We start from the raw sequence: 12,207 nt of genomic DNA, 5'->3' as shown, positions 1-12,207 counted from the left end.
CGAGGTGTCGGATGGCGCTCAGAAGTTCTGCTCCGGCGCTGTCGTGCACCCCATCCGGTCGTCCGCCCGCCGGAGCCTGGTCGCCCGTTTCCGGATCAGGCTCCGGCATGACGCCGTCACTGGGCGCCGGCGGCCGGGCGTATCACGATCTCGTTGACGTCGACCTCGGGGGGTCGGCCGATCGCGAAGGCGATGGCGTCCGCGATCGCCTCGGCCGGGATGGTCACCGACCGGTAGGTCTTCATGGCCTCGCGGGCCACCGGGTCCGAGATGGAGTCGGCCAGCTCGGACTCGGTGACGCCGGGGGAGACGACGCTTACCCGGATGTCGCCCGCGGACTCCTGGCGCAGCCCCTCGGAGATCGCGCGCACCGCGAACTTGGTGGCGCAGTACACCGCGGCGGTCGGCGACACCTCGTAGGCGCCGACCGAGGCGATGTTCACGAAGTGCCCGCCGCCCTGCTCCCGCATGACCGGCAGGGCGGCGGCGATGCCGTGCAGTACCCCGCGGACGTTCACGTCGATCATCCGGTCCCACTCGTCGACCTTCAGTTCCGCGAGTGGTGACAGCGGCATCACGCCGGCGTTGTTGACCATCACGTCCAGACGCCCGTACCGCTCCCGCGCGGCGGCCACGAAGGTCCGCACGTCAGCGGCTTCGGTGACGTCCAGCCGCCGGAACGAGGCGCTGCCACCGTCGGCGATGATCTTCGCCGTCAACTGTTCCAGCCGGTCCGTACGCCGCGCGCCGAGGAGGAGGTGATGGCCGTCGGCGGCCAGGCGGAGCGCGGTCGCCTCGCCGATCCCGCTGCTCGCCCCGGTGATCGCGATGATCTTGGCCGATGCCCTCATGCCTGCTCCTTCTCCCGGTACAGCACGAGGTGCTCGTGGTAGAGCACGCCGTCGCGGATGTCACCCGTGGCGGTGAACCCGGTGTCGTCGACGTAGTCCAGATGGCTGCCGGTCACCGTGTACCGGCCGGTGTACGCGCTGCGCCGACCGCCGCGTGCCTCGTCGTACCGGCCGTCCGCTCGCAGCTCCTGGCGGATGTGGCCGTCCGCGGTCACCCACATGCCGGCCACGTCCACCTTCCCGTCATCGGTGGTTCTCGTCATGCTCTTCTCCCTCACATGGTGATCTGTCCTTCGTCACCGAGTCTGGGCTGAGTGCGGACCGTCAACCAGGACGCTCACCGCCTGGGTGCGACACACCCGGGCAGGCCGCTGTCCACCCGCCTAGCCTGGAGATATGGCCAACAATGAGCTGGGAGACTTTCTGCGCGCACGCCGTTCGGGCCTGCGGCCAGAAGACGTCGGCATGGCGACCTACGGGGTCCGCAGGGTCGCCGGACTGCGGCGCGAGGAGGTCGCCGTTCTGGCCGGCATGAACGCCGACTACTACACCCGCCTGGAACAGGGACGCGAACGCCATCCCTCCCCCCAGGTGCTCGACGCGCTCAGCCGTGCCCTGCACCTGGACGTCGACGCCCGCGCGCACCTGTACCGGCTGGCGGGCGCCGCGCCGGATGAGCGGCCAGGGCAGATCCTGGACGCGGTCAGTCCCGCACTGCGCCAGCTGATGGACGGCTACCCGAACACTCCCGCGTTCGTCATCAACCGCACCCTGGACATCCTCGCCGCCAACGTGCTGGCCGACGCTCTGTTCTCACCCTTCGAGCCCGCCGACAACCTGGCCCGGATGGCCTTCCTCGACCCCGCCGGGCGGCACTTCTACACCCGCTGGAACTGGGCCGCCCAGGTCACCGTGGCCAATCTGAGGCAGGCGGCCGGCTTCGACCCCGGGCATCCCCGGCTCCGCGAGCTCGTACGGACCCTGACCGAGCGGAGCGGCGAGTTCGCGACCCTGTGGAGCGCGCACGACGTGCGGGGCAAGACCCGGGACGCGAAACACCTCATGCACCCGGACGTCGGCCCCTTGGTCCTTACCTATCAGGCCTTCGACGTGCGCGACGCGCCCGGCCAGCAGCTGATCATCTACCACGCAGAACCCGGTAGTCCCAGCGCCCAGGCGCTCACCCTGCTCGGCAGCATCGGCGCCTCCCGGCGACAGACCCTGGGGCGTTCGGCCGATTGACCCGCGGTCTCGGCCGGAGAGAGGCCGGATTCGGACGACGGCGGTTCGTGGCATAAGGTAGCTCGTCGGTGCGTTCAGGATGGACGCACACGATGACCGCTCGGCGGCCGCGAAAGCGGTATCAACCCCGGTCGAAGCCCGCCACCCCGGTGGGCTCCCGAACCGGGCGGAGTCTCCGTCTGGATGATGGACGGAGAGATGTTGACCTCGTACGTCGCCGTGCTCGGCTCGCCCGGAGCCTGGCGCTTCCTGCTTCCCGCCTTCGTCGCGCGCCTTCCGAACGCGATGCTCCAGCTCGGCGTGCTGCTGCTCGTGCACTGGTCCACCGGCTCGTACGGCGCGGCCGGGGTCGCCGCCGCCGTGGCCGCGGTGGCACCCGCGCTGGTCGGCCCGAGGACCGGGCGGCTCGCCGACCGGTACGGGCAGGCGAGGGTGCTGGTCCCGCAGGTCGCCGTGCACGCCGTCGCGCTGGGCACCCTGCTCGTGCTCGCCTCGGCACACGCCTCCGCGGTCTCGCTGGTGGCCGTCTCGGCGCTGGCCGGGGCGACGATGCCGCAGGTCGGCTCGATGGTCCGCGCCCGCTGGGCGCACGTGCTCGGCGGGTCGGGCAGGCTGGACACGGCCTTCGCCCTCGAATCCATCACCGACGAGCTGACCTTCACCCTCGCCCCGGTGCTGCTCGTGGCCATCTCGACCGGGTTCTCACCGGTGTGGGCGCTGTCGGTGGCGCTGGTCATGGTCGTGGTGGGGACGCTCGCGTTCGCCGGGGTCCGCAGGGGCGCGCCCGAACCGATGCCGGTCCGGGTCCGTTCCCAGCGCGGTGTGCTGCGGTTGCGCGGGGTGGCCGTGCTCGCGCTGGCCTTCGTCGCCCTCGGCACCGTCTTCGGCAGCCTGCAGGTCGGCGTCACCTCCTACACCGCGGCCCTCGGCCAGGCCGGCGCCGCCGGACCGGTCTACGCCAGCTTCTCCGGCGCCAGTTTCGTCGGGGGCATCCTCTACGGCGTGGTCCGCTGGCGGGTCGGCGCCCCGGCCAGGCTGGTCGCAGCCTTCGGCCTGCTCTCCGCGGCCACCGTCACCCTGACGCTCGCCGGATCGGTCCCGCTGCTGTACGCCGGAGCCGCCGTGGCCGGGTTCGTCATCGCCCCGGCCGTCATCACCGGCTACACCCTGGTCGAGGGCCTCATCCCGGCCGAGGTGAGGACCGAGGCGTTCACCTGGCTCAACGGCTCCGTCGGCGTGGGCATCGCCGCGGGCGCGGCCGTCGCGGGCCAGCTCGTGGACCGCTTCGGCGCGGCGTTCGCCTTCCTCGTCCCCCCGGTCACCACCGGCCTGGCCGCCCTGCTCGTGCTGGTCTTCCTGCGCCGCCTGCGGCCGGGGGCCGACCGCGCCCCGGCACGCGACCTGGTCGCCACGGGCTGAGAACACCGGGCCGGGAGGCCGACCACCCGTCAGCCGTGTCACCGACCTGCCGGGGCGGTACAGCCAGGTCATGTCCGACGAATTGGCGATGTTGTCAGAACGACCGGACACGCCCGGCATGGGGATCTTCTATGCTCCGTACTCCGCGTACTCCGCGTGTTGCGGGGCAACGGGCACGACGACGAACGGACACCGGTGACATACACACTCCAGGAAGTCGGGACGAACGGGCCGCGCGCGCTGCCCGGAGAGCTGGTGGCGACATGAGCGGCCTTGGGAGGTGGAGCCTCGGTGTCGGCGTCGGGCTCCTGGTCGTGGCCGTGCTGTGCAGGGCGCTGAACCTGATCCCGGTCACGGTGATCACCGGCCTCCTGGGCCTGATCGCGCTCGGCATGGCGGGGTACGACGCGCTCTACGAATGGCAGGGCCGGGTCAACCTGCGCCGTCGGGCAGCCAGGGCACACCGGGAACGTGAAGGCCGCCAGGACCGCTGAACCCGCGGTGCGGGACCCACGCGAGCTGGTACAAATGCGGCATGAGCGAATCCGTCGGGTTTCCCCCGCAGCCGAACGTGCCGCCGGCCCGGCGTGTCCGCAGCCGGAGGTATCGCGTGTGGGCCCGCGCCCTCCTGTGGACGCCGATCGCGCTCACGGTGGCCGGTGTCGTCCTCGGCCTGGGGCTGTTCGCGGCCGCCGACGCCGACCCGGCGTACGGTTCGTCCGCGCTCGGCTATCTCGGCCTCTTCGTGTGGGGCGGCCTCGCGGTCCTGTCGCCGGTCCTGCTCGGGTCGTTCGTCGCCGGGCTGGTCATGCTGATCCGCGCGCGCGGCTGAGGTCGCGGCAGGACACGGCTCCGCCTCGGCATGCTCCGTGGAGCGTGCCCGGTGACCGGGCGACGGCGGTCGGCGCCGGGCCGCCGCGAAGCGGATGCCGCGGTGGCCCGGACGGGGATGCGGTACCGCGAAGAGGAACGCGGCGGCCGGAAGAGGGATCAGGCGCCGGCGGCCTGGCGGGCGCGGCGGGCCTCGCGGCGCTCGACGAATCGGGAGGCGGTGGTCTCCAGCTTGCCGAGGAAGTCGGAGAGCTCCTCGCGGGCCTTCTCGCCCTCGGCGCCGAGGTTCTTCATGTTGAACACGTCCCACTGGCGCAGGACCGGCTGCAGGACGTCGTCGATGTGCAGGCGCAGGTCGTAGATGCCCGCGTTGGCGATGGTCATGGCCTTGCGGGTGAAGCCCTCGATGCCGGTTCCCGGCATCTGGAAGGTGGTGACGACGTCGGTCACGGCGCGCATCGTCTGGTCGGGGGCGAGCTGGAAGGCCGCGTTGAGCAGGTTGCGGTAGAAGAGCATGTGCAGGTTCTCGTCGGCGGCGATCCTGGCGAGCAGCCGCTCGCAGTTCGGGTCCTCGGAGGCCTTGCCGGTGTTGCGGTGCGAGATGCGGGTGGCCAGCTCCTGGAAGGAGACGTACGCCACCGAGGCGAGCACGCCCTCGTAGGAGTTGGTGAAGCCCTCGCTCATGTGCACCATCCGGGCCCGCTCCAGCTCGACCGGGTCGACCGCGCGGGTGACCGTCAGGTAGTCGCGGATGGCGGTGCCGTGGCGGCCCTCCTCGGCGGTCCAGCGGTGCACCCAGGTGCCCCACGCCGCGTCGCGACCCAGGGTCGTGGCGATCTCGTGGTGGTAGCTGGGGAGGTTGTCCTCGGTCAGCAGGTTGACGATGAGGGAGATGCGGGCTTCCTCGGGAATCTTGGTGTCGGTCTCGACCCAGGCGTCCCCGCCGTAGAGGCCGTCGTAGTTCCGTCCCTCCGACCAGGGGACGTACTCGTGCGGGAACCACTCCTTGGCCACCTTGTGGTGCCGGTCCAGCTCCCCCGCGACGACAGGCTCAAGCTCGAGCAGCAGCTCGGTCTCACTGAACTCTCGCATCAGGTTTTTCTCCCTCGAAGACTACGCAACCGTAACCTACGTTAGCGTAGGTAAGACGTGATGGGTACGTGCCGCATGTCTCATTTACTCACCCGTGGGCGATTCAAGGGAGCCTCTTCGCCGTCAGCCGTCAGCCGCGGCTTGAGTGGCGATCGGACGTCCACCCGGCATGGGAGCCGACCAAGCCGACCCCGCCGAACCCGGGGTGCATCACAGCCTCCGTCGAAACAGCCTCCGTCGAACCCGGCGCGGCTCAGTCCGAACTCCTCCCGGGTTTCGTGTGGAGGATCTCGCGGGCCTGGTCCGCGGCGCGGGCGATGCTCTCGGAGACGAACTCGACGAAGCGGGCGATGTTCTCCAGGCGGGCGGCGGCCGGTGTGCCGGGGCCGATGATGCCGACGCCCTGCCGGGCGACCTCGCCGAGGTGGGCGGTGGCGCGGGCGCTGGCCATCGTCGACTGGTACAAGACGTCGTCGTCGACGACGTAGCGCTCGCGGCGGCGTTCGTCGCGTTCCCGGCGGATGAGGCCCTGGCCTTCGAGGAAAGTGATCGCTTTGGAGACGGACGCCAGGCTGATCCGGAGGCGACCGGCGAGTTCGGAGGCGGTGAGGCTGCCGGTGTCGGTGGTGTAAAGGCCGGCCAGCACCCGGGCCGTCATCCTGGGCAGGCCGGATTGCATGAAGACGGCGGCGAGCACCTCCTCGTACTCGCGCACGGCCTCGTCGTCGAGCCCGTGCGTCCGCCGGGGCGCGTCGGGGTCGCCGGGCGTGGCGCGCCTGCGGCGGCGGGTGCGGTGTTCGGTGGCGCGGTGGGCCAGGTCGGCGCGGTAGGCGGTGGGGCCGCCGTTGCGCATCACCTCACGCGTGATCGTCGAGGTCGGGCGGTCGAGACCCCTGGCGATCTCCGCGTAGGCCAGGCCGTCGGCCAGTCCCAGCGCGATCTGCCGACGGTCCTGCTGGGTGAGTCTGCCTCCCGGCATCGCGGTCCTCCTCGTGGTCCGTGGTGTCCCCAGCCTAGCGTTCACTCTCGAACCATTGCAACGGTCAGGGCGGTGATCATTGCGTTGATTTCAAAAGCATTGCAACACATTATCGGCTATGAGCTGCGGATTCAGCGTCTGAGCACAATGAGCTTGTTGCCACATACGGAAATGCAACGTAGTGTTTCCAGTGTCGGAAACAGCAAGCCGAAGGAAGACACCATGCAGAAGTTCGACACCCCCGCCCCGGTGACCGCCGTCCTCGACGTCCCCGCCGGCCGCATCCAGCTCATCGCCGCCGACCGGGCCGACACCGTGGTCGAGGTCCTCCCCGCGAACGCCTCGAAGAGCCGCGACGTGAAGGCGGCCGAGCAGACCGAGGTCGCATACGGCGACGGCGTCCTGCGGATCAAGGCACCGGAGGGGAAGAACCAGATCCTCGGCGCTTCGGGATCCGTCGAGGTCACGGTCCGGCTGCCCGCGGGCTCCCGCGTCGAGGCGAAGGCGGCCGGCGCCGAACTCCGGGGCGTCGGACGGTTCGGCGACGTCACCTTCGAGGGCGCGCAGGGTTCGGTCAAGATCGACGAGGCGGCGAGCGCCCGCCTCACCCTCCTCGCCGGAGACCTCTGGGTCGACCGCCTGGGCGGTCCCGCGGAGATCAGCACCCAGAAGGGCGACCTCCACATCACCGAGGCCGTGCGCGGCACGGTCGTGCTGCGCACCGAGTCCGGCGGGATCTCCGTCGGCGCCGCCCGCGGAGTCTCCGCCACCCTGGACGCCGGCACCTCCTACGGCCGGATCCACAACGCGCTCAGGAACACCGACGGCGCCGACGCCGCCCTGACCATCCACGCGACCACCGCCTACGGCGACATCACCGCCCGCAGCCTGTGAGAGGGACGCCCGCGGACGCGGCACCCCTGTCCGATCAGTTGGATTTCCCACCGCTTACGAAGGAGCACACCACCATGTCCGTCACCCTTGCCGACCAGGACCGCCCGGAACTGCGGAAGGTCATCGAGGAGATCGTCGATTCCGGTTTCACCGGGATGACGCTGCGCGTGCACGACGAGCGGGGCGTGTGGAGCGGCAGCGCCGGTGTGGCCGAACGGGGCGGGATCGCCAGGCCGCCGATCGACGGGCACGTCCGGATCGGCAGCAACACCAAGACCTTCACCGCGACCCTGGCGCTGCAACTGGTGGCCGAGGGCACGATCGGGCTGGACACCCCCGCGGCGGACTACCTGCCCGGGTTCGGGCTGGACGAGCGGATCACCGTGCGGATGCTGCTGCAGCACACCAGCGGGGTGTTCAACTTCACCGGCGAGTACTACGACGACGGGACGTACGCGCCGGGGATCCCCGCCACGACCGCGGGCCAGGAGTGGGTGGACAACCGGTTCAAGACCTACCGGCCGCAGGAGCTGGTGGAGCTGGCGCTGTCCAAGCCGGCGCGGTTCGAGCCGGGGACGGGCTGGAGCTATTCCAACACCAATTACGTGCTGGTGAGGCTGCTGATCGAGAAGGTCACCGGCCGCTCGGTCGCCGAGGAGATGCAGCGGCTGATCCTGGGTCCGCTCGGGCTGTCGGGCACCCTGGTGCCCGACGGCCCGGAGATCCCCGGCCCGCACGCCCACGCCTACTACCGGTACGAGGAGGCCGGCGAGCACAAGACGGTCGACGTCACCCGCCAGAACCCCTCCTGGATCTCCAGTGGCGGCGACATGATCTCGACCGTCCAGGACCTGCACACGTTCGTCTCCGCGCTGCTGGGCGGCAAGCTCCTGCCGGCCCCGCTACTGGCCGAGATGTGCACCCCGTACCCGACGGGCGTCCCGGACATGGACTACGGCCTGGGGGTGTTCGTGCTGACCACGGAGGGCGGCACCGTCATCTCCCACAACGGAGGCATGGCGGGCCACGCGGCGCTGATGTACGGCACGCCCGGCGGCGGCAAGACCCTGATCGCCGCGCTGAACTATGTGGACGACGTCGAGATGTCCCTGGGGGAGGCGTTCCAGAAGGCGACGCGAAGGCTCATCGAAGAGGTGTTCGGCAGCGGGCAGGCCGGGCCGGCTCGGTAGGCGGGGACGAGCGGCGTGGGACTGACCGCTCCGTCGTCGATCAAGTCCCCAGCCGCGACCGGATCGGCCGGCGAGGATGCCGGGTGTCGTCCGGGCCCGGCTGGGCGGGGATCGTCGTGCTCCGCCCCGGCACCGCCGGCCGGCGGGCGGGGTGCCCCGGCCAGAGGGCGGCCAGGAGGATCAGCGTCGTCTCGCAGAGCACCAGCAGCCGTTGCACCAGGCCGTAGTGGTCGGCGCCGCCGATCAGGTCCGAGACGAGCGAGCCCGGGTGGGCGGCCAGGAACCAGGCGAGGAACAGCGCCGACAGGACGGAGACCGTCGCCAGCGGCCCGTTCCCCGTCCGGCGGCCGAGCATCCACCCCGCGCAGGGCAGCGCGGTGAAGACCACGGCCGCCGACCAGCGGTGGATCTCCCCGGCGATCGAGACGACGCCGGGCGCCGCGTCGGTGGGGAACGCGGCGGTGAGGAGGAGTCCCAGCGCCGCGGCCACGAACAGCGCGCGCGAGGCGGCGCCGCGCACCGGCGCCACCCGGGCCAGCAGGTACGCGACCCAGAGGCAGCCCACCGCCAGGGCGATCGTGCCGCCCACCATGGCCCAGGCGCTGTCGTCGCGCAGCGCGTAGTCGCTGATCAGGCCGTTCATCGGGTCCACCGTGTCGGCCGCGACCAGGTGCGCGTAGCCCATCGCGGCCAGGGCGGACAGCGGCCCGGCCACGCCGGGCCAGCGGGACGGCGGGCCCTCGTTCATCGCGTCACCTCCCGGTGTGCCGCTTCGGAGTTCATCGCGTCACCTCCCGGTGTGCCGCTTCGGAGTTCATCGCGTCACCTCCCGGTGTGCCGCTTCGGAGTCCGGTCCCACTTCCCGGTGGATCGTCTCGAGGTCCGGTCCCACTTCCCGGTGGATCGTCTCGAGGTCCGGTCCCACTTCCCGGTGGATCGTCTCGAAGCCCGGTCTCATCTCCTGGCGGATCCTCTCCGGCCTCATCGCGCGACCTCCTGGTAGATCCGCTCGAACCTGGTCAGGGAGGCCTGGTGGTCGTGGGTCAGCGCGATGGCGCGGCTCGCGGCGCCCATCGCGGCACGCGTCCCGGGGGAGGAGAGCAGGGCGCCCAGGTGGCGGGCCAGTTCCAGGACGTCGCCGGGCCGGAACAGGTGGCCGTTCTCGCCGGGCCGTACCAGGTGCGGCAGGGCCATCGCGTCCGCGGCGACGACCGGCAGGCCGCTGGCCATGGCCTCCAGCGTGGCGATGCTCTGCAGCTCCGCGACGCCCGGCATGGCGAAGACGTCACCGGCGGCGTACACCTGGGGCAGCGTCTCGTCGGGGACGAACCCGAGGAAGGACACCCGGTCCCCGACCCCGAGCCGGTCGGCCAGCCTGGCGAGCGCGGCCCGCTGCCCGCCGGTTCCGGCCAGCGCGATCTGCGCGTCGGTGTGGACGAGCACGTGCGGCAGGGCGCGGACGAGCTCGTCCAGGCGCTTCTCCTCGTCCAGCCGGCCGACGAACACGATCGTGTCCCGGTCGGGCAGGCCGAAGGCCCTGCGGGCCCACGCCTTAGGCTCGGCGCGCGGCTGGAACCTCGCCAGGTCGATGCCGCAGGAGATGGGTTCCACCGGCGGGCCGAATCCCTTGCCCGTGAGCAGCCCGGCCGCGATCTCGGTGGGCGTGGTGACGCGGTCGGCCCTGGAGAAGACGCGGTTGAAGTCCTTCCAGGCCAGCGCGCCCGCCTTCTCGCGGAGCCGTCCGGGGATGTGCGCGAACTGGAAGAGGTTGTCCGGCATGAAGTGGTTGGTCGCCACGACCGGGACGCCGGCGCGCCGGGAGGCGGAGATCGCCGCGCGGCCGACGACGAAGTGCGCCTGCACGTGGACCACGTCCGGGGCGATCCTGTCGATCAGCCGGTCCAGCCGGGCCGGCACCGCGACCCGCATGGTGGGGTGGACCAGCACCGGCGCCGAGCGCAGCCGGTGCACGGTCACCCCGTCCATCTGCTCGGTCCTGGCCGGTCCCTCGTCCGAGGCGCACACCACGTGGACCTCGTTCCCCCGCTCGGCCAGGCCCTGGGCGAGCCGGTGGGCGAAGTAGGCGGCGCCGTTCACATCCGGCGGGTAGGTGTCGGCCCCGATCAGCACCCGGCGGGGCCGGGTGGCGAGAAGGGCCGGGGTCCGCGCGGGGGTGTAGGTGTAAAGGGGGGCGGTGGCCGGCATGACCATCGGTGCTCCGTTCATCGTGCGGTTCATCGTGCTGTCACGTCATGTGAGGGGGACATCGGGGTGGTACGGGCCAGCGCGACGGTCCCGGCGGCGGTGAGCGCGGCCGCCGCCAGCGCGGTGAGCGTGCTCGCCGCGCCGGTCGGCAGGGGCTCGCCGAGCAGGAGGGCGCCGAAGGCGACGGCGGTGAGGGGGTCGGCCACCTGCAGGGCGGCGAACGCCACGCCGAAGTGGCCGACGGCGTAGGCGCGCTGGAGCAGCGCCAGCGCGATCACGGCGGGCATCGGGACGGCGAACAGGAACCACGGCTCCCAGTCGCCGTCGACCAGGACGCGGGTGAGCGTGGCGGTCGCGCCGTACAGCACGCCCGCGCCCGTGGCGAGCAGGCAGGCCCGCGCGGCGGGGGAGGCCCGCCTGGCGAGGGCCCACAGCACCAGGGCGGCGGTGGCCGCCCCCGCGAGCAGGGCCACCGCCTCCCCGGTGCTGAGGTGGGGGTTCCCGCCGTGCTCGGGCACGACCAGCACCAGGCCGATCAGCCCGATGGCGATCACCGCCGCCGAGGCCAGCTCGCCGGGCCGCGGCCTGCGGCGTTGCAGGGCCGCGGCGCACGGCAGGGCGAACAGGAGGCTGGCCACGCCCATCGGCTGCACGAGGGTGAGCGGGCCGTACTTCAGCGCGACGATGTGCAGGGCCGTGCCGGCCGCGATGGCGAGGCCGCCGAGCAGCCACCGGGGGCGCCTGGCCAGGTACCGGAGACCGGCGCGGGACGTGCTCGCCGCCTCGAACTGCTGCAGAGCGGCACCGAGTGCGAAGAACAGGGATCCCAGCAACGCCAGGCCGGCCGCGAGCACGGTCATGCACACTCCTTCCAAGCAGATGAAGACATGGCGAGATGACCGGATCGCCTCGAGGAGGCGTCCGTTGAGGGGTTCGGGATGAACAGTCGAAGCGTCCCGTGCGGGGAGGTGCCGGAGCCATAGGGGTTCACCCTGACTTCGCAGGGAATTCCCCGAGATTCGCGTCGGGGCTGTTGACCTGCTGGCTTCTCTTATCGTAGTTTCTCGGGCATGGATCTCGTGGGCGCCTGGCACCTGGTCGAGTGGCGGATCGTCGGTGCCGACGGGCGGGTCTCACACCCCTTCGGCACGGACGCGGTGGGCCTGCTCTGCTACACCCCCGACGGCCACATGAGCGTGACCATCGCGCGGGCCGGGCGCGCCCCGCTGCCCGGCGCCGGCCCGCGGCAGGCGCCCCCGGAGGCGCTGGCCGAGGCGTTCACGTCGTTCTTCGCCTACGCGGGCCGCTACGAGGTCCGCGACGGTCACGTCGCCCATGACGTCGAGGTGGCGCTCAACCCGGCCTTCGCGGGCACCGTCCAGGTCCGGGAGCTGAACGCCGACGGTGACCGGCTGGTCCTGGCGGCCGGCGAGGGCTGCCGGTGGCACACCCTGATCTGGAGGCGGTCGTGAACATCGTGCGTTCTGTACGGATCCGGAGGCGG

At 71.6% G+C, this 12,207-nt stretch carries 14 protein-coding genes; 7 read left to right on the top strand and 7 right to left on the bottom strand.

All coding sequences use genetic code 11. From position 1 onward, the window contains the following. Positions 1 to 116: 116 nt before the first annotated feature. The gene (locus AB0F88_RS43230; protein WP_362698113.1) at positions 117 to 851 is read right to left on the bottom strand and encodes an SDR family oxidoreductase; all 735 of its coding nucleotides are present in this window, start codon (positions 849 to 851) and stop codon (positions 117 to 119) included. Beyond that, positions 848 to 1,114: an Atu4866 domain-containing protein gene (locus AB0F88_RS43225; RefSeq protein WP_362698110.1), complete on the bottom strand. Its 267-nt coding sequence runs from the start codon at positions 1,112 to 1,114 to the stop codon at positions 848 to 850. Before AB0F88_RS43225 ends, AB0F88_RS43230 begins: the two co-directional genes overlap by 4 nt. A gap of 133 nt (positions 1,115 to 1,247) precedes the next feature. On the opposite strand from AB0F88_RS43225, the gene AB0F88_RS43220 reads away from it, so the two are divergent. The 4 genes from AB0F88_RS43220 to AB0F88_RS43205 all read left to right on the top strand — a co-directional run bounded on the left by AB0F88_RS43220 (position 1,248) and on the right by AB0F88_RS43205 (position 4,344). Beyond that, positions 1,248 to 2,093, top strand: a complete 846-nt coding sequence (locus tag AB0F88_RS43220) for a helix-turn-helix transcriptional regulator (RefSeq protein ID WP_362698107.1) — start codon at positions 1,248 to 1,250, stop codon at positions 2,091 to 2,093. A gap of 198 nt (positions 2,094 to 2,291) precedes the next feature. Beyond that, a complete protein-coding gene (locus AB0F88_RS43215; RefSeq protein WP_362698104.1) occupies positions 2,292 to 3,512 on the top strand; it encodes an MFS transporter in 1,221 nt (406 codons plus the stop codon). A gap of 263 nt (positions 3,513 to 3,775) precedes the next feature. Further along, positions 3,776 to 4,006, top strand: a complete 231-nt coding sequence (locus AB0F88_RS43210) for a hypothetical protein (protein WP_362698101.1) — start codon at positions 3,776 to 3,778, stop codon at positions 4,004 to 4,006. Between the two features lie 41 nt (positions 4,007 to 4,047). After that, positions 4,048 to 4,344: a hypothetical protein gene (locus tag AB0F88_RS43205; protein ID WP_362698098.1), complete on the top strand. Its 297-nt coding sequence runs from the start codon at positions 4,048 to 4,050 to the stop codon at positions 4,342 to 4,344. A gap of 158 nt (positions 4,345 to 4,502) precedes the next feature. Here AB0F88_RS43205 and AB0F88_RS43200 read toward each other — a convergent pair whose 3' ends face one another. Next, positions 4,503 to 5,435, bottom strand: a complete 933-nt coding sequence (locus AB0F88_RS43200) for an acyl-ACP desaturase (protein WP_362698095.1) — start codon at positions 5,433 to 5,435, stop codon at positions 4,503 to 4,505. Positions 5,436 to 5,688: 253 nt separating this feature from the next. Further along, positions 5,689 to 6,414 carry a helix-turn-helix domain-containing protein gene (locus tag AB0F88_RS43195; protein WP_362698092.1) on the bottom strand — a complete coding sequence of 242 codons (726 nt, stop codon included), beginning with the start codon at positions 6,412 to 6,414 and terminating at the stop codon, positions 5,689 to 5,691. Positions 6,415 to 6,636: 222 nt separating this feature from the next. Between AB0F88_RS43195 and AB0F88_RS43190 the strand changes: the two genes are divergently transcribed. Both AB0F88_RS43190 and AB0F88_RS43185 read left to right on the top strand, forming a co-directional pair. Then, entirely contained in the window at positions 6,637 to 7,308 is a 672-nt protein-coding gene (locus AB0F88_RS43190; RefSeq protein ID WP_362698089.1) for a DUF4097 family beta strand repeat-containing protein, read from the top strand. Between the two features lie 74 nt (positions 7,309 to 7,382). Further along, positions 7,383 to 8,498 (top strand): serine hydrolase domain-containing protein, encoded by a 1,116-nt coding sequence (locus tag AB0F88_RS43185; protein ID WP_362698086.1) that lies wholly within the window; start codon positions 7,383 to 7,385, stop codon positions 8,496 to 8,498. Positions 8,499 to 8,538: 40 nt separating this feature from the next. On the opposite strand, the gene AB0F88_RS43180 is transcribed toward AB0F88_RS43185, so the two are convergent. The 3 genes from AB0F88_RS43180 to AB0F88_RS43170 form a co-directional block, all read right to left on the bottom strand. Continuing rightward, entirely contained in the window at positions 8,539 to 9,246 is a 708-nt protein-coding gene (locus AB0F88_RS43180; protein ID WP_362698083.1) for a DUF998 domain-containing protein, read from the bottom strand. 233 nt (positions 9,247 to 9,479) lie between these two features. Then, a complete protein-coding gene (locus AB0F88_RS43175; RefSeq protein WP_362698080.1) occupies positions 9,480 to 10,724 on the bottom strand; it encodes a glycosyltransferase in 1,245 nt (414 codons plus the stop codon). Between the two features lie 8 nt (positions 10,725 to 10,732). Beyond that, the gene (locus AB0F88_RS43170; RefSeq protein ID WP_362698077.1) at positions 10,733 to 11,563 is read right to left on the bottom strand and encodes a DMT family transporter; all 831 of its coding nucleotides are present in this window, start codon (positions 11,561 to 11,563) and stop codon (positions 10,733 to 10,735) included. A 210-nt stretch (positions 11,564 to 11,773) separates the two neighbouring features. Between AB0F88_RS43170 and AB0F88_RS43165 the strand changes: the two genes are divergently transcribed. Continuing rightward, the gene (locus AB0F88_RS43165) at positions 11,774 to 12,175 is read left to right on the top strand and encodes a lipocalin-like domain-containing protein (RefSeq protein WP_362698074.1); all 402 of its coding nucleotides are present in this window, start codon (positions 11,774 to 11,776) and stop codon (positions 12,173 to 12,175) included. The last annotated feature ends 32 nt before the right edge of the window (positions 12,176 to 12,207 follow it).

The sequence above is a fragment of the Streptosporangium sp. NPDC023963 genome (assembly GCF_040639135.1).
Classification (GTDB): Bacteria; Actinomycetota; Actinomycetes; order Streptosporangiales; family Streptosporangiaceae; genus Streptosporangium.
Note: the sequence above shows the minus strand (reverse complement) of the source record. Positions and strands in the feature narration are given on the sequence as shown.